We start from the raw sequence: 16,335 nt of genomic DNA, 5'->3' as shown, positions 1-16,335 counted from the left end.
CGCTATTTTAGATTGCTATTAGCAATCTATTTCTAATGGCAAATTCATGTATATTATGATAAAATGAAAAAAAATGTTATGGAGGTGAATTATGAAAAAAGTTCTTGTTACTTATTATTCAAGAACAGGAAATACAGAGAAAATGGCAAAAATAATTGCTCAGGGGCTTGCGGACAAAGGAATTAATGTTGATTTAAAAAGAGTTGATGAAGTAAAAATTGATAGCCTCACAGAGTATGATGGATATATCATTGGTTCACCTAACTATTTTGGAACAATGGCAGCAGAGGTTAAAAAATTTATTGATGAAAGTGTCAAATACTACAGAAAAATTGAAGGAAAACTGGTCGCAGCTTTTACATCAACTGGAATGATTGGTGGTGGAGGAGAAACAGTATGTCTTGATATTTTAAAAGCATTTTTGATTCATGGATGTCTTTGTCTTGGGTTTACAAGACTCGGTCATTATGGTCCTGTTTCAATCGGGAAACCAGATGAAAGAATTGAAAGAGAATTAGCAGAAATGGTGAATAAGTACGTAGAGGTTTTAAACAGGATAAATAATGTTTGACAGAAAAAAACAACTCAAATGGGCATCTTTAAAAGTTGGAATTGTTATAACAGTTACACTGCTCATTATATTTTTTGTAATAGTTTTTTCAGGCGGGATACAGGGACTTTTTAAACAAAGAACTTCGCTCAATATTTACATAACAGATGTCAAAGGACTGCGTAAAGGAGCTCCTGTGAGAGTTGCAGGAGTTGACATTGGAGCAGTCCAAGAAATAAAACTCAGTAAAGAACACGGTACAGTAGTAAAAGTTTCAATAGATAAGGATGTTTTAAACTATTTAAAATCAGATGCAAAGGCAACTGTTCAGACAATAGGTCTGCTTGGTGACAAATATATTGAAATATTTCCTGGTGATTCTCCGGAAAGTTTTGATGCATCAAAAGGTCTATATGGCTCACCTCAAACAGAAGTAAGAGAAATTATAGGAGTTGCAGCTTCTACAATGAGTAAAATTGAAGGCTTGATTCAGAGAATTGATTCATTGATAACAAAAGTGGATAAATCTGAAGGAACCATTCCCAAATTACTTACTGATCCTTCACTTTACAATAATTTAAACTCAGCAGTTTCAGACCTTAAGAAAACAGTAGAAGAAATAAGAACTGGAAGTATTGGAATGATTGCAAGGGATAAAGAATTTTATCAAAGACTCTCAAATGCTTTAAAAAACTTTGAAGAAACTTCAAACAAAATATCTTCACAGCAGGGAAGTCTTGGCAAAATGATAAATGACCCTTCTTTGTATGAAACTTTACTTAAGAGTTCTCAAAAACTTGATAATCTTTTACAAGAAATTGAAAAATCTGAAGGCACACTTAAACTTCTTATGAATGATAAAACTGTGGCGGATGATTTAAGACAAAGCATAAAAGAACTTAAAGAATTAATAGAAGAAATCAAAAAAAATCCAAAAAAATTTTTCAAATTCAGTGTATTTTAGTTATAATTTTTTATGGCAATCCTTGAGATAAAAAAATATCCTGATGAAGTATTAAAGAAAAAAGCGGAAACTATCTCTGAGATAAATGGTGACTTACAAAAACTCATTGATAATATGATTGAAACAATGTATAATGCCAATGGCATTGGATTAGCTGCTCCGCAGGTTGGTGTTTTAAAAAGACTTATTGTTGTTGATACATCTCCCAGAGAACAGAACCAATCCCTTATAGTGTTGATTAATCCTGAGATAACAGACTCAGAGGGAGAAATTCTTTCTGAAGAAGGATGCCTAAGTTTGCCAGGCTTTACAACAAGACTTAAAAGAAAAGAAAGAGTTATTGTAAAAGGATTGGATAGGAATGGCAAAGAAATAGAAATAGAAGCAACAGGACTTTTGGCAAGAGCCTTACAGCATGAAATAGACCATCTTGACGGCATTCTTCTCATTGATAAAATAAGCCCACTTAAAAGAGAGCTTTTCAGAAAAAAATTCAAAACAAAGAAATAAAATATATTATGTCATCTGGAATAATTTTTTTCGGCACTCCAGAGTTTGCAGTTCCTTCGCTCAAAGCTTTGATTTCAAGGGGCGAAAAAATATTGCTTGTTGTAACACAACCTGATAAACCAAAAGGAAGAGGAAAAAATCTTCAGGCACCTGAGATTAAAAAAGTTGCACTACAATGTGGATTACCTCTCTGTCAACCAGAAAAAATGAAGGATGATAATTTTATAAAAAAATTAAAATCGCTAAATCCTGAGTTTGCTATAGTTGTTGCTTATGGTAAGATACTTCCAAAAGAAATTCTTGAGATACCGAAACACGGTTGTATAAATCTTCATGCTTCGCTTTTACCAAAATACAGAGGAGCAGCACCGATTCAATGGGCATTAATAAATGGAGAAAAAATAACAGGTGTAACAACAATGATTATTGATGAAGGACTTGACACAGGTCCCATTCTTTTACAAAAAGAAATTTCTATAAATGATGAAGATAATGCAGAGACTCTTTCTGAAAAGCTCTCTGTAGTTGGGGCAGAATTAATTATTGAGACAATTGATAAAATGAGGAAGGGGATTATTACGCCCAAACCTCAAACTGGTGAGATAACCTATGCACCCCAACTTAAAAAAGATGATGGAAAAATTAACTGGAATAATTCTGCAAGGAAAATCTTTAATCTTGTTAGAGGAACATATCCTTGGCCATGTGCATACAGTTTTTTAAAAGATGAAAGAGTTAAAATAATTAAAACAGAAGTATTAGAAGGCAATGCAGCACCAGGTCTGATTATCAAAGCTAAAAATGAATTAATTGTAGGAACACAAGAAGGGTTACTTAGAATTCTGCTTATTCAGCCAGAAGGAAAAAAAATAATGACAGCAAAAGAATTTATCTCTGGAAGAAAAATAAATGAAGGCATGGACTCATTTTCTTAGAGGCTTTATCCTTAAAATTCTATATCCTGTTTTGATGCTTGCAGGAGCATTTTTAAAATCAAAAAAACCAGAATTTCAAGCATATATTGTAAAGCTTAATAATCTTCTTGTTATGCGTGATAATGCAAATGTGAAAAAAATACTTCTTTTGCTTCCTCACTGCATTCAAAACTCAAAATGCGATGTAAGGCTCACATTTGATGTTTTTAAATGCCGCAGGTGCGGAAACTGCAAAATAAAAAATTTAATTGAAATTGCAGAGACTTACAATATCTCAATCGCTATTGCAACAGGAGGGACAATTGCGAGAAAAGTAGTAAAGGAAGTCAGACCTGATGCAATTATCGCAGTTGCCTGTGAAAGAGACCTCTCAAGTGGAATAGTTGATACTTATCCAATTCCTGTTATTGGAATTTTAAATGAAAGACCCTTCGGCCCATGTATTGATACCACAGTAAGTTTACAAAAAATTGAGGACGCACTTAAATGGTTTATAAATCACCAAGAAAAGTAGCTGTAGAAGTCTTAAACAATGTAGTAGGAACAAAAAAACCTTTAAAATTTGCCCTTACAGAAAACATCCTTTCAATGTTTGATAAAGCTGATAGAGCTTTTCTGCTTGAAGTTATTTATGGTGTTCTTAGAAATCTCTATTATATAGACTGGCTTTTAGAAGACTTTTATAAAAGTAGAGAAAAACTTTCTATGTACACGATAAATAATCTAAGATGCGCAATTTATCAATTAGTTTTTATGCATATTCCTGCATATGCAGTAGCAAATGAAACAGTAAATGTTGAAAAATCTTTCAATGGTAAACCCAATGTTGTGAATGCTATACTGAGAAACTTTTTAAGGAAATATCAAGCAGATGAAATATTTCGTATAACTGAACAAATGCAGACTGATAATAAAAATCTCTCTGTTGTATACTCACATCCAGAATGGCTTATTACAAGATGGCTTAAAAGATTTCAACTAAATGAAGTTAAAGCACTACTTAAAGCAAACAATGAAAAACCTCCGATTACAATTGCTGTAAAACCTGAAGAAAGGCAAATGATAGGAGAATATTTTACACAAAAAGGGTTTAAAGTCAGCTTTTCAAAACATGTTGCTTCTGGTTTAATAATTGAAGGACAGGGATATGAAATAAGAAAAACTTTAAAGGAATCGCCTTTTTTCTGGATTGTTCAAGATGAGGCTTCTCAGCTTGTGTGTTTTCTTTTAGAACCCTTTGAAGGTGCATGTATTCTTGATGCATGTGCAAGTCCTGGTGGTAAAACGCTTCTTACAGCAGCATTAATTAAAAAAGGAACTATTATCTGTATTGAAAATAATAAAAAAAGGTTAGAAAATTTACAGGAAAATATAGCACGAGTTAAAAAGTTTTTACCTGATGTTGAAATACAACCAATATTGGCAGATATCTGTCAGATAAGTTTAAAAAAACATTTAGATTCCTTAGGCTTCAATACTCATAAATTTGATAGAATTATTCTTGATGCACCTTGCTCTTCAACAGGAGTTATAAGAAGAAATCCTGATGTAAGATATAGAGTAAACGAGCAAGAAATTAAAAGACTTTCAAAAACTCAAAAACTCATGCTTGAAAATGTTTCACAATTTTTAGTTAAAAATGGCATTCTTGTATACTCAGTATGTTCAACTGAGCCTGAGGAAGGAGAAGAAGTAATTGAAAGCTTTTTACAGAAACACGATGAATTTAGTAGTATAAAAAAATTACGGACATATCCACATATAGATGGAATGGATGGATTTTTCATGGGTAAACTTTTAAGAATTAAATGAAAAAAATTTTATACATAGCAGGAGCAATATTTGCAGGCTTTTTAGCTGGATATCTTTCTTTAACCCTTTTTGTTTCGGGTGGGACAATAGAAGTTCCTGACTTAAGAGGAAAAGATATTGTTCAAGCAAATCAGATACTCAAAGAAAAAGGACTTTATATAAGAATTGACGGGGAAGAGTATTCCGATATCCCTACAGGAACAGTTTCAAGACAGTCTCTACCAGCAGGAACAAAAGTTAAGAAAGGTAGAGAAGTTGGAGTAATTATGAGTAAAGGATTAAAATTCACAGTCTTTCCAGATGTAAGAGGAGTTTCTTATGAAGAAGCTGAAAAAATTTTAAATGAGAAAGGTATTCCTATTGAAAAAGTTATTAAAATCCATTCAAACAAATATCCTGACAACATAGTTATTGCCCAGTCACCTGAGCCGCAACAAGGAGGGAAGGCTATAAAATTAATTGTCAGCATTGGAGAAAAGGAGGAAGAGAAGTGACACTTATAGCACCATCAATACTTTCTGCTGATTTTGGAAGGCTTGCAGAAGAGGTTAAACACGCAGAACAAGCAGGTGCAGATATGATTCACATTGATGTTATGGATGGATGCTTTGTTCCAAATATAACAATCGGTCCTCTAATAGTGGAGGCAGTAAAAAAAGCAACGATGCTTCCATTGGATGTTCATTTAATGATCATACAGCCTGAAAAATATATTGAAGATTTTGTTAAAGCAGGAGCAGACATTCTTACAGTTCATGTTGAAGCCTGTCCACATCTGCACCGAACAGTATGGCAGATAAAAGAATCTGGTATCAGAGTTGGTGTGTCTTTAAATCCTGCTACTTCTCTCAGTTCAATTGAAGAAATTATTCATGATATTGACTTAATTTTAATTATGTCTGTTAATCCAGGGTTCGGAGGTCAAAAATTTATTCCTTCTACACTTGATAAAATTAATAGAGCTAAAAAAATGATTTTGTCAAATAAACTTCAAACAGTCATAGAAGTAGACGGAGGCGTGAAACTTGAAAATGCAAAAAAAATTGTTCAAGCAGGAGCAGATATTTTGGTTATGGGTTCAGCATTTTTTAAGCAAAAAGACTATAAAAAATTCATGAAACAACTGAGAAAAGAGTTATATGGAAACTAAAGAAATAATAAAAAAAGCAGAACAATTAAGAATGAATGGTTATTTTAAAGAATCCCTGAAATTGTGGAAAAAAATTTATAAAAAAGCAGTTAAAAATAATGATGTTGAACTGGGGCTTGATTGTTTAATAGTTATTGGAGACTTAAACAGAATTCTTGGAAACTTTAGAAATGCTGAGCTTTATTACAGTGAATCAATAGAACTTTCAGACATCTTAAACAATAAAATTGCTATGGCAGATGCTTTAACAGGACTCGCGCTTTCAAAAAAGGCAATGGGTCAGTGGAGAGATGCTTTAAAACTTATTAGACAAGCAAGAAAAATTTATGAAAGAAATAAAGACAAAAAAGGCATAGCATTTACATTTTGGGCTGAAGGAGCTATATGGAGATTTGGAGGGAGAATAAAAAAATCATTACAATCCTTTTATAAATCTCTAACACTATTTAAAAAACTCAAAAATAATCAGAGTCTTGGATATGTTTACTGTGGTCTTGGTGGAAGCTTAAGAGTTTATGGTAATTATGAAGATTCAATGAGATATTACAGAATGGCAAATCAAATATTTAACAAAATCAAAGATAGATTTGGTATGGCATACTCTTTTTGTGGCATTGGCAATGCATATAGAATGATAGGAGACTACAAAAATGCTGAGAAAAATTTTAAAAAAGCAATAAATATCTACAGTGGGATCGGAGATATTGTAAGTTCATCATACACTTTATGGAGCATGGCAATGATAAATATTTTAAGAAAAAAATATGCGGTAGCTTTGCAGTATATTAAAAATTCTGAGAAAAATTTTAAAAAATGTAAGGACCCCAGAGGTCTTATATATTGTAAACTTCATAGAGGAATTATTCATTATCTGAACAGAAAAAAATTTTTTGCTATAAAATATTTTTCAGAGGCATTTAATGAAACTCAAAAGTATGATTTTGCTCTTGAAAAAAAATATGCACAAAGCTTGCTTAAAGGTAAATATACTCAACCTTATAATATTCCATAGAGTATAATTTATGATGGCAAATGCAAAAATAATAACAATTCCCAACATACTAACTTCTCTACGCATATTTCTTGTTCCATTTTTTATCATAGCAATGAACTCAAAAGACTATTCTCTTGCATTGAAAATTGTGATTGTAGCAGGATTAACAGACAGCCTTGATGGAATTATTGCAAGAAAGTTTAATCAAATATCAAAATTTGGAATTTTTCTTGATCCTCTGGCAGACAAACTTCTTCTTTTAAGCATTATGATAACTTTTTATATCAATGAACTTGCTCCCCGATGGTTTCTCTCTGTGGTATTCATAAGGGATGCTATTGTAGCTATGGGATGGCTGGAAATGTATTTAAGAAAAAAGAAAATAGCAAATCCAACAATGCTTGGGAAAATAAGTAATGCTTCGCAGGTAATTATATTTGGTTATATTCTTCTTTCAACAAACTTTTCTATCCCTTCTATGCCTGATTTTGGATATTTTTTGGTAAGTTTTCTTGCTATTATTTCGTTATTTCAATACATTCTTATAAGATTAAAAAATGATAAATAAAGGAGTTAAAATTGAATCCATATTACCCCAAAGTCCTGCTTATATAGCAGGAATAAAAGCAGGAGATAAGATAATTTCAATAAACAGGCATCCTGTCAAAGACGCTCTGGATTTAATGTTTTACGGAGATGAAGAATTTATTAAACTTATAATTGAAAGAGATGGCAGAAAACTAAGCTTTAATATTCATAAAAATGCATTGCCCTTAGGAATTGAAGTAGCACCTTTCAGGATAAAAAGGTGTGTAAACAAATGTTTATTTTGCTTTGTTGAACAACTTCCCAAAGGATTGAGAAAATCTTTGTATGTTAAAGACGAAGACTACAGAGCAAGCTTTCTTTATGGCAACTATATCACATTAACAAATCTTACACAAAAAGACTATGAAAGAATAAAAAAACTCAGACTGAGTCCTCTTTATATCTCTGTTCATGCTACAGACCCTGAGATAAGGAATGCTCTTTTAGGTAATTATGAAGCTCCACCTATTATGCTTGAGCTTAAAAAACTTGCAAAGATTAAAATCAGAATGCATACACAGATAGTATTGTGTCCGGGAATAAATGATGGAAAAATACTTGAAAAAACAATCATAGAGCTTCATAAACTTTATCCTTACGTATCTTCAATCGCCATTGTTCCAGTAGGACTTACAAAATATCATAAAAACGGGCTGACACCTGTAACAAAAGACAAAGCAGAAGAAGTAATTAAAATTATTGAAATGTTTCAGAAAAGATTTAGGAAAAAACACGGAGTCAGTTTTGTTTATCTTGCAGACGAATTTTACATTAAAGCTGAAAAACCGTTTCCCCCTTTAACTATCTATGATGATCTGCCTCAGATTGAAAATGGGGTTGGTATGGTTCCTCTATTTATTAATAAAATAATGAAACTAAAAATACCTTCTGCAAAATTTAAAAAAAGATTTGTGACCTTTACAGGGACTTCTTTTTATCCTTATCTTATCCAGTTTATTGAAAAGCTAAGGGGAAAAAACATTCCCATTGATGTTTATCCTATAAAAAATAATCTTTTTGGTGAAACTGTTTCAGTAACTGGACTCTTAAATGGCGAAGATATAATTAAAGGCTTAGCTTCCTATGTTGAACCAGGAGATTTAGTTCTTGTCCCTGATGTTACAATGAAAGATTCGGAAGATATGTTTATTGATAATTTAAAAATGAGTGATATTGAAAAGATTTTACAGGTTAGAGCCTTAAAAATAAGCCCTGAACCAGAATCTCTTATGGATGCAGTCTTCAAATTGACTTAGCATAAGGTAAAATTTTAACATTCATAATATGAGCATGTCAGAGTTTGTTCATCTTCATATCCATACAGAATATAGCCTGCTTGATGGTGCAATTAAAATTAATGAATTAATTGAACAGGCAAAAAAATATAACATGCCTGCTGTGGCAATAACTGATCATGGAAATCTCTTTGGAGTTGTAGAATTTTTCAAAAAAGCCAATAAAGCAGGAGTAAAACCCATTATAGGCTGCGAAGTCTATGTCGCTCCTCAAAGCCGCTTTGATAAAACAAAGATAAACAAAGACCCTGGAATGCCTGAAGAAGCATCCTTTCACCTTACTCTTTTAGTAGAAAATGAAGAGGGATATAAAAATCTTACAAGACTTGTTACCCGTTCTTATCTTGAAGGATTCTATTACAAGCCAAGAATTGATATGGAACTTCTCAGTATGTATAATAAGGGACTTCTTGCTCTTTCTGGATGTCTTAAGGGAGAAATCCCCTACAATATAGTTTATGAAAATATTGAAAGAGCAGAAAATACAGCAAAAACTTTAAAAGATATATTTGGAAACAATTTTTTCCTTGAAATTCAATCAAACAGTCTACCTGAACAGACAATAGCAAACAGAGGATTAATAGAACTCTCAAAAAAATTTGATATACCCGTTGTTGCAACAAATGATTGCCATTATCTTCATAAATCAGATGCAAGAGCGCATGAAATTTTGCTTTGTATTCAAACTGGTAAAACTATAAAAGATGAAAAAAGGTTGAAATTTCAAAGCGATGAATTTTATTTCAAATCACCTGAAGAAATGTATTCAGCATTTGTAGAAATTCCTGAAGCTTTAAAAAATACCCTGCAAATTGCTGAAAGATGTAATTTTAAGTTAAGACTCGGGGAACATAAACTGCCAAAATATAATGTGCCTCAGGGATATACTGCAGAGGAATACTTAAAAAAACTTGCTCAAGAAGGATTAAAAGAAAGATTTAAAGGTAATGTAGCTGAAGACTACATAAAGCGACTTGAAGAAGAACTTAAAGTCATCACTGAAATGGGTTTTGCTTCCTATTTTCTTATTGTATGGGACTTTATAAACTATGCAAGAAGAAAAAGCATCCCTGTAGGACCGGGCAGAGGTTCTGCTGCAGGAAGCCTTGTAGCATACGCACTAAAAATTACAGATATAGATCCAATTAAATATGGACTTCTTTTTGAAAGATTTTTGAATCCAGAAAGAATAAGCTTGCCTGATATTGATGTTGACTTTTGCAAAGATAGGAGAGAAGAGGTTATTCAATATGTGGCAGAAAACTATGGGAAAGACAGAGTTGCTCATATTATAACCTTTGGGACAATGGCTGCAAGAGCGGTGGTAAGGGATGTTGGAAGGGCATTAAACATTCCTTATGCTGATGTAGATAAAATTGCAAAAATGATACCTTTTGCATGTCCTTCTCTTGAAGAAGCTTTAAATTTAGAACCAAGATTGAAAGAACTCTACAATAAAAATGAGACAGTTAAAGAACTGATTGATATAGCTCTTAGGCTGGAAGGACTTGCAAGACATGCATCCCAACACGCTGCTGGAGTTGTTATCTCTCCAGAGCCTCTTGAAGACTTAATGCCTTTATACAAAAATTCTGGTGAAGAAACTGTAATAAGTCAATTTGATATGAAAGCTCTGGAGGATGTAGGACTTCTTAAATTTGATTTCTTAGGATTAAAAACTCTAACTGTTATAGATGACACAATAAAATATGTCAAGGCACAGGGGAAAGATATAGATTTAAATAACATTCCTCTTGATGACTCGGAAACTTATCGGCTTCTTTCCTCTGGGCAAACAACTGGTGTATTTCAACTTGAAAGCAGAGGTATGAAGGAACTATTAAAACGAATGGAGCCCCAGCGATTTGAAGACCTTATAGCACTTGTTGCCTTATATAGACCTGGTCCTCTTGGCAGTGGAATGGTTGATGATTTTATTAAGAGAAAAAAGGGGTTAGTTCCTGTTGAATATGAACTTCCAGAGTTAAAAGATATACTTGATGAAACTTATGGAGTAATTCTTTATCAAGAACAGGTTATGAAAATTGCCAATAAAATTGCAGGTTTTACAATGGGACAGGCAGATGTTTTAAGAAAGGCGATGGGGAAAAAGATTCCAGAATTAATGGCAAGTCTTAAAGAAGAGTTTATTCAAGGTGCTCAAAAAAACGGGATTCCCTATGAGAAAGCAGAATCTTTATTTAATATAATGGCAGCCTTTGGTGAATACGGTTTCAATAAATCTCACTCTGCTGCCTATGCCTATCTTGCATATATTACAGCCTATTTGAAAGCTCACTATCCTCAGGAATTTTTTGCAGCAAACCTTTCCAATGAAATGGGAGATACAAACAAAATTGTTAAATTTATAAATGAATGCAAAGCTTGGGGCATAGAAATTAAAGGACCTGATATAAATGAAAGTGATAGAGCATTCACTGTAAAAGAAAAATTTATAAGATTCGGTCTTGAAGCAGTTAAAGGAGTCGGAGGCTCTGCTCTTCAATGCATACTTAATGAGAGAGAAAAGAAAAAATTTACATCAATAGATGATTTTTTAACCAGACTAGATACAAGGAAAGTTAATAAAAAGGTTATAGAATCGCTTATTAAAGCAGGAGCTTTTGATTCCCTTTATCCTCAATACACTCCCAATCAGGCAAGAGCAATAGCAATGCATGAACTTTTATCCTTTAAAGGAGTTAAATCTTCAAGAGGACTGTTCTTTACTCATGAGAATATAGAAGCATGGGATAATAACACAGTTTTAAGTGAGGAAAAATCCTCACTTGGTTTTTATCTTACTGGACATCCGATGAAACCTCTTAGACCTGTTTTAAATAAAATAAATGTCTCCACCATTGCTGATATTTTTGATACAGATGAAGATGATTTTGTTAATAACAATGAAGAAACACACGAAATAAAAATTGCAGGGATTGTAGAGGAAATCAAAAGTAAAGCAAAAGAAAAAGGAGTAACCGCTTATATTACAATAGAAGATGAAACAGGTAGAGTTGAAGTTGTTATTTATCCTGAACTTTTTAAAAAATTTAGCAATATTTTAACAGAAAAAAATGCAATTCTTATCAAGGGAATAATATTTAAATATCCTGATTCAACAAAATTTCTTGCAAGAGAGATAGAAGATTTGAGAAATGTAGATTTAAAAATAAAATATGAAATCAGCATTGATTGTTCAGATACTGAAAAGGCTTACAGAATTTTAAAAGAAGTGAGGCAATGCCTTGAGGAAAGACATAATGGAGAAGGAAACATATATATTTGTTTAAATCTTCCTGATTACCATGTTATAATTCTTAGTCCCTTTGAACCATGCATTGATTTTGAAACAAAGATACAAAAAATCAAAGATTGTCAGGTGAGGATAAGATGACCTACTATCTTGACTTTGAAAAACCTATACAGGAATTAGAAATAAAAATTGAAGAGTTAAAAAAACTCTCCGATGGCAGTGATATTGACCTTACTCAGGAGATAAAAAGACTCAACAAAAAGTTAAAAGAATTAAAAACTGAAGTTTTCTCAAATCTAACCCCATGGCAGAAAACCCAGATTGCAAGACATCCAGAGAGGCCTTATACACTTGATTATATTTCAATAATTTTTGAAGATTTCATTGAACTTCACGGAGATCGCCGTTTCGGAGATGATCCTGCTGTTATAGCAGGAATTGGGAAAATTGATGGTGATCCCTATGCGTTGGTGGGACATCAGAAAGGTAGAACAATAAAAGAAAGAATATATCGCAACTTTGGGCAGGCTCATCCAGAAGGATACAGAAAAGCATTAAGAGTCATGAAACTGGCAGAAAAATTTTCAATACCTGTTATTACCATGATTGACACTCCTGGTGCATTCCCTGGAATAGGTGCAGAAGAAAGGGGACAGGCTGAAGCAATAGCAAATAATCTTATGGAGATGTCGCTACTTAAAATACCTTTGATTGGATTTGTAATAGGTGAAGGTGGAAGCGGAGGAGCTCTTGCACTGAGTGTATGTGATAAAATTTTCATGCTTGAACATGCAATTTATTCAGTTATCTCACCAGAGGGATGTGCAGCTATATTATGGAAAAAGAATTCTGATGTAGGAGTAGAAGATTACATGAGAGCAGCTGAAGAACTTAAGCTTACAGCACAAGATTTAAAAAAATTTGGAATTATTGATGATATTATTTCTGAACCACTTGGAGGAGCTCACAGAGAACCTCAGGAAGTTGGGAAAAGAATTAAAGCTAAAATAGTTAGCGTGGCAACAGAACTTATTAAGATTCCTCCTGACGAACTTATTAAAAAAAGATATGAAAAATTCAGAAAAATTGGTAACTTCTGGGGTTCATCCAATCGCAGAAAGTAAAAAATCTTTAAATTTTTCAGGGACAATCCATTCAATCCCGAGTTTATCAGCCCATTTAATCAATCCCTGATCACCTGTAATCAATGTTGCTTGAAGTTCCATAGACAGAAATATTAAATCAACATCTTCTTTACTATCAATTATACCTTCACGAAGTGCTTCTCTGTATTTTTTTCTTAAATCTTTGATTATTTCATCAGCATCTTTCTGATTTACATTTCTTACAGCATTCTCTGCAACTCTCAAACCCTTATTTATTCTTTGCCTCATTTCCTCAACAAGTTCATAAAAAAATATTGCAGGACAGACACTTCTGTGTTTATCAGGAGATTTAATTCTAATTAAAAAATAAAAATCTTTCGGGATTTTTTTTTCATCAACAAAATACATCAATTCTTTAAAAACAGTGGAAGGAATATAAAATTCAAGATTTTTGGCTCTCTTTGCTATTTTTATAAATTCCTCAATCGCCTTTTCAGGATTTTCACCAAAAAAATTTCTTATATCTGGATTGATAAAAACGCTTGTATCAAGAACAATTTTTCGTTTTTTGCGAAAAAAATTAATCATTTTAGGATTTCACAGCCTCTTAGATCAACCTCAAAGCTGTTCCATGTGCCACAAACAGAACATCTTCCTGTCCATTCTTCAAATGTTGAATGACATTCTCTACATAAGTATGATAAATTTGATACTTTTGTTTCAGGGCATAACTGTTTAAACTCAGAAACAGCTTTTGTAGTTTGATTTCTTCTTAGATAAAGATACCCCTTTATACAGTGAAGCTTCGGAGTAGAACATATAGCTGGATCAATAGAAGATAATGTCTCTATAGCATCATCAATCATTTCCAGACGATAATAAAGTCTTCCAAGAAGGAATTTGAGCTCAATATCATCTGGCTTTTCGTTTATTGCTTTAAGGTAAAATTGAATTAATCTTTTTGGATCACCTATGCTAATAAGCAAATCTTCAAGCCTGATAAGTAAAAGTTTAGATTTTAAATCTTCATAGCATTTTTTTAGAAAATCAATTGCTTCTTCAACACCTTCCTTGGAAATTATAACTTCTGCAAGACCCAGATAAGCAGGAATAAAATCTGAAGATGTTTTAACAAGATTTGAAAAAATTCTTTCAGCTTGTTCAATCTCTCCTGATTCAAGACTTACTCTTCCATACTCATATGTATATCCTACAAGCCTTCTTTCTTCCTCTGATTTTTTATACTCTGGGACAAGTTTAAGAATTTTTTTCTGCAAAACAATTAAATCTTCCCATTTTTCAAGCCTTTCTAAAATATTTCTCATTTTATAATGTGCTAAAGGGCTATCGGGTTCAAGATTTGTAATCTGCTCTATGTATTTGAGGGCAAGCTCATTTTCATTCATTTTTTCCATAACATTCTCAATAGAAAAGAGAGGGACTATGTTTTTAGGATCAAGTTCATAGGCTTTTTTATAATATTTAAGAGCTGTCTTATAGTCTTCCTCCTTCATTGAAAGATCTCCAAGTCTTATAAGTGCATCTATATGCTCAGGCTCCTCTTTCAATATTTCCTGTAAAGCTTCTTTTGCTTCTGTGACTTTGTCTCTCATGATTGCATTCAGTGCCTTTGCGTAATAATCCTTTATTTTTTCCTCTTTTTTGTGTTTTTTCTGTAATTGAAACTTACTTATAAGATTGGTAGTGTCTCTAATAAAAAAAACAAGAAAAATAAAAAAGGCTCCGAAACTTAAAGAAAGAAGCATTAATCCTATTTTGGGCATTTCATATGATGCACCAAAAGGTATTTTAAGAATTACCATCTCTTTATTTTCCATTGCAAAAAGTCCAATAATAGTGAGGAAAACAAGTAGTAGAAAAATAAAAAACTTTGACATATCAAGTACCTCTCGCTATTGCAATTTTTTAATTATACCTTAAAAAAGTAAGAAAAATTAATAGTAATTGACAAATAAATGTGTATATATGTTAATTTTATAAATCGGGGCTGTAGCTCAGTTGGGAGAGCGCTTGAATGGCATTCAAGAGGTCGTGGGTTCGACTCCCATCAGCTCCACCAAGTAAAATCAATGGTTTTTGAATTTTCAACTATCCCCTCTCCTGCCTGACTGTGATAAAATTGTGATAAATTGTGATATTCAAGGTATTTACTGCCTTTTCCTTGTGTGCTTTTGATAAGTGACTGTATTTTAAGGTCATTTTAATGGTTTTATGTCCCAAAAGTTCTTGAACAGTTTTTAGGTCAACTCCATTCATTATAAGATGACTGGCAAAGGTGTGTCTTAAGTCATGAAATCTGAAATCAGTAATTCCTGCTCTCTTACAGGCTGTCCTGAAACTTCTTTTTATGTCTGTAAGTCTCTTTCCTGTTTCGGGGTTCAAGAATACATAGTCCGAGTCGAGTCTTCTGTTCTTTATGAGGTCTCGGAATAGAATTTTAAGAGTATCATTCATTGGAATATCTCTTCTCTCTCCGTTTTTAGTCTTTTCGAGGTGGATAAAGCCGTGTTTGAGGTCAATCTGGCTCCACGTGAGGCTCAGAATTTCTCCCTTTCTCATTCCAGTATTAAGAGCAGTAATAATGATAGGCTTTAAGTGTGGCTCAGCTACCTCTATAAGTTTGTGACATTCCTCAAGGGATAGGAATCTCAGTCTTTGCACTTCTCCTTTAAGAGGTTTTACTCTTTGCACTCTTTTAAGGGTTTCCTCTTCTGTCAATTCCCATTCGTAAGCTTTTCTCAGTGAGTGTTTGATAGTTGCAATAATTCTGTTTACACTGGCTGGAGTTCTGCCTTTCAGGAGGTCTCCCTGAAGCAATTCAATGTCTCTGGTGGTAATTTGATTTATAGGTATTTTTTTAAACCACTCAGGGATAACTTTGAAGTAATATTTTTTACTCTGGTGAGAAGCCTGCCTCTCTGAAAAAGGTAAATACTGATTCTCAAAGAATTCACCAAAAGAAATCTGATTTTCAACGTCCTTAGTTGGATTATCAAGCTCAAGTAGGGCTTTAGCATAAATCTCGGTGGCTTTCTTTCTATCTGTGGTTTTGGTTGAAAATCTAAATTGTTTACCTTTAATGGTTACAGAAAACCACCAGATATTGCCTCTTTTATACAGTCCCATGTCCTGCTCCTTTCTTCAGAACATGGCT

16 protein-coding genes and 1 tRNA gene are annotated in these 16,335 nt (G+C 32.9%); 14 read left to right on the top strand and 3 right to left on the bottom strand.

What is annotated here, in order from left to right; translation table 11 throughout:
- Window positions 1-91: 91 nt before the first annotated feature.
- Genes THEYE_RS01635 through THEYE_RS01575 form a run of 13 tightly spaced genes read left to right on the top strand, consistent with a single transcriptional unit; the run spans window position 92 to window position 13,178 of the window.
- Window positions 92-571, top strand: a complete 480-nt coding sequence (locus THEYE_RS01635; protein WP_012546329.1) for a flavodoxin family protein — start codon at window positions 92-94, stop codon at window positions 569-571.
- Entirely contained in the window at window positions 564-1,514 is a 951-nt protein-coding gene (locus THEYE_RS01630; RefSeq protein WP_012545262.1) for an MlaD family protein, read from the top strand. Before THEYE_RS01635 ends, THEYE_RS01630 begins: the two co-directional genes overlap by 8 nt.
- A gap of 12 nt (window positions 1,515-1,526) precedes the next feature.
- Window positions 1,527-2,024: a peptide deformylase gene (def, locus tag THEYE_RS01625; RefSeq protein WP_012545479.1), complete on the top strand. Its 498-nt coding sequence runs from the start codon at window positions 1,527-1,529 to the stop codon at window positions 2,022-2,024.
- Window positions 2,025-2,032: 8 nt separating this feature from the next.
- Window positions 2,033-2,959 (top strand): methionyl-tRNA formyltransferase, encoded by a 927-nt coding sequence (gene fmt / locus THEYE_RS01620; RefSeq protein ID WP_012546616.1) that lies wholly within the window; start codon window positions 2,033-2,035, stop codon window positions 2,957-2,959.
- Window positions 2,934-3,473, top strand: coding sequence for a DUF116 domain-containing protein (locus THEYE_RS01615; protein ID WP_012545747.1), 540 nt, complete (start codon window positions 2,934-2,936; stop codon window positions 3,471-3,473). The genes fmt and THEYE_RS01615 overlap by 26 nt, the downstream gene beginning before the upstream one ends.
- Entirely contained in the window at window positions 3,446-4,771 is a 1,326-nt protein-coding gene (locus tag THEYE_RS01610; RefSeq protein ID WP_012546823.1) for a transcription antitermination factor NusB, read from the top strand. Before THEYE_RS01615 ends, THEYE_RS01610 begins: the two co-directional genes overlap by 28 nt.
- A complete protein-coding gene (locus tag THEYE_RS01605) occupies window positions 4,768-5,265 on the top strand; it encodes a PASTA domain-containing protein (protein WP_012546118.1) in 498 nt (165 codons plus the stop codon). The genes THEYE_RS01610 and THEYE_RS01605 overlap by 4 nt, the downstream gene beginning before the upstream one ends.
- Window positions 5,262-5,921: a ribulose-phosphate 3-epimerase gene (rpe, locus tag THEYE_RS01600; protein ID WP_012545731.1), complete on the top strand. Its 660-nt coding sequence runs from the start codon at window positions 5,262-5,264 to the stop codon at window positions 5,919-5,921. The genes THEYE_RS01605 and rpe overlap by 4 nt, the downstream gene beginning before the upstream one ends.
- Complete coding sequence (locus THEYE_RS01595; RefSeq protein WP_012546019.1) at window positions 5,911-6,933, top strand: tetratricopeptide repeat protein; 1,023 nt, start codon at window positions 5,911-5,913, stop codon at window positions 6,931-6,933. The genes rpe and THEYE_RS01595 overlap by 11 nt, the downstream gene beginning before the upstream one ends.
- Before the next feature lie 10 nt (window positions 6,934-6,943).
- Window positions 6,944-7,483: a CDP-alcohol phosphatidyltransferase family protein gene (locus THEYE_RS01590; protein ID WP_012545392.1), complete on the top strand. Its 540-nt coding sequence runs from the start codon at window positions 6,944-6,946 to the stop codon at window positions 7,481-7,483.
- Window positions 7,473-8,759 carry a DUF512 domain-containing protein gene (locus THEYE_RS01585; protein ID WP_012545290.1) on the top strand — a complete coding sequence of 429 codons (1,287 nt, stop codon included), beginning with the start codon at window positions 7,473-7,475 and terminating at the stop codon, window positions 8,757-8,759. Before THEYE_RS01590 ends, THEYE_RS01585 begins: the two co-directional genes overlap by 11 nt.
- 34 nt (window positions 8,760-8,793) lie before the next feature.
- A complete protein-coding gene (locus tag THEYE_RS01580) occupies window positions 8,794-12,195 on the top strand; it encodes a DNA polymerase III subunit alpha (protein WP_164924807.1) in 3,402 nt (1,133 codons plus the stop codon).
- On the top strand, window positions 12,192-13,178 hold the full coding sequence (locus tag THEYE_RS01575; RefSeq protein WP_012546641.1) for an acetyl-CoA carboxylase carboxyltransferase subunit alpha: 987 nt from the start codon (window positions 12,192-12,194) through the stop codon (window positions 13,176-13,178). Before THEYE_RS01580 ends, THEYE_RS01575 begins: the two co-directional genes overlap by 4 nt.
- On the opposite strand, the gene THEYE_RS01570 is transcribed toward THEYE_RS01575, so the two are convergent.
- Both THEYE_RS01570 and THEYE_RS01565 read right to left on the bottom strand, forming a co-directional pair.
- A complete protein-coding gene (locus tag THEYE_RS01570) occupies window positions 13,158-13,748 on the bottom strand; it encodes an RNA ligase partner protein (RefSeq protein ID WP_012545229.1) in 591 nt (196 codons plus the stop codon). The genes THEYE_RS01575 and THEYE_RS01570 overlap by 21 nt on opposite strands.
- A complete protein-coding gene (locus THEYE_RS01565; RefSeq protein ID WP_012546863.1) occupies window positions 13,745-15,058 on the bottom strand; it encodes a tetratricopeptide repeat protein in 1,314 nt (437 codons plus the stop codon). The genes THEYE_RS01570 and THEYE_RS01565 overlap by 4 nt, the downstream gene beginning before the upstream one ends.
- A gap of 106 nt (window positions 15,059-15,164) precedes the next feature.
- Here THEYE_RS01565 and THEYE_RS01560 point away from each other — a divergent pair.
- A tRNA-Ala gene (locus THEYE_RS01560) sits at window positions 15,165-15,240 on the top strand.
- 29 nt (window positions 15,241-15,269) lie between these two features.
- Here the strand turns inward: THEYE_RS01560 and THEYE_RS01555 are convergent.
- On the bottom strand, window positions 15,270-16,307 hold the full coding sequence (locus tag THEYE_RS01555; protein WP_012545721.1) for a tyrosine-type recombinase/integrase: 1,038 nt from the start codon (window positions 16,305-16,307) through the stop codon (window positions 15,270-15,272).
- Window positions 16,308-16,335: the final 28 nt, after the last annotated feature.

Origin of the sequence: Thermodesulfovibrio yellowstonii DSM 11347 (assembly GCF_000020985.1) — a bacterium.
GTDB lineage: Bacteria > Nitrospirota > Thermodesulfovibrionia > Thermodesulfovibrionales > Thermodesulfovibrionaceae > Thermodesulfovibrio > Thermodesulfovibrio yellowstonii.
This window is presented reverse-complemented; position numbering and strand designations above follow the sequence as displayed.

Excerpts from the sequence above, each read along its gene's own strand:
- THEYE_RS01635 (WP_012546329.1), top strand. The coding sequence starts at position 92 with ATGAAAAAAGTTCTTGTTACTTATTATTCAAGAACAGGAAATACAGAG.
- THEYE_RS01630 (WP_012545262.1), top strand. The coding sequence starts at position 564 with ATGTTTGACAGAAAAAAACAACTCAAATGGGCATCTTTAAAAGTTGGA.
- def (WP_012545479.1), top strand. The coding sequence starts at position 1,527 with ATGGCAATCCTTGAGATAAAAAAATATCCTGATGAAGTATTAAAGAAA.
- fmt (WP_012546616.1), top strand. The coding sequence starts at position 2,033 with ATGTCATCTGGAATAATTTTTTTCGGCACTCCAGAGTTTGCAGTTCCT.
- THEYE_RS01615 (WP_012545747.1), top strand. The coding sequence starts at position 2,934 with ATGAAGGCATGGACTCATTTTCTTAGAGGCTTTATCCTTAAAATTCTA.
- THEYE_RS01610 (WP_012546823.1), top strand. The coding sequence starts at position 3,446 with ATGGTTTATAAATCACCAAGAAAAGTAGCTGTAGAAGTCTTAAACAAT.
- THEYE_RS01605 (WP_012546118.1), top strand. The coding sequence starts at position 4,768 with ATGAAAAAAATTTTATACATAGCAGGAGCAATATTTGCAGGCTTTTTA.
- THEYE_RS01595 (WP_012546019.1), top strand. The coding sequence starts at position 5,911 with ATGGAAACTAAAGAAATAATAAAAAAAGCAGAACAATTAAGAATGAAT.
- THEYE_RS01590 (WP_012545392.1), top strand. The coding sequence starts at position 6,944 with ATGATGGCAAATGCAAAAATAATAACAATTCCCAACATACTAACTTCT.
- THEYE_RS01585 (WP_012545290.1), top strand. The coding sequence starts at position 7,473 with ATGATAAATAAAGGAGTTAAAATTGAATCCATATTACCCCAAAGTCCT.
- THEYE_RS01580 (WP_164924807.1), top strand. The coding sequence starts at position 8,794 with ATGTCAGAGTTTGTTCATCTTCATATCCATACAGAATATAGCCTGCTT.
- THEYE_RS01575 (WP_012546641.1), top strand. The coding sequence starts at position 12,192 with ATGACCTACTATCTTGACTTTGAAAAACCTATACAGGAATTAGAAATA.
- THEYE_RS01570 (WP_012545229.1), bottom strand. The coding sequence starts at position 13,748 with ATGATTAATTTTTTTCGCAAAAAACGAAAAATTGTTCTTGATACAAGC.
- THEYE_RS01565 (WP_012546863.1), bottom strand. The coding sequence starts at position 15,058 with ATGTCAAAGTTTTTTATTTTTCTACTACTTGTTTTCCTCACTATTATT.
- THEYE_RS01555 (WP_012545721.1), bottom strand. The coding sequence starts at position 16,307 with ATGGGACTGTATAAAAGAGGCAATATCTGGTGGTTTTCTGTAACCATT.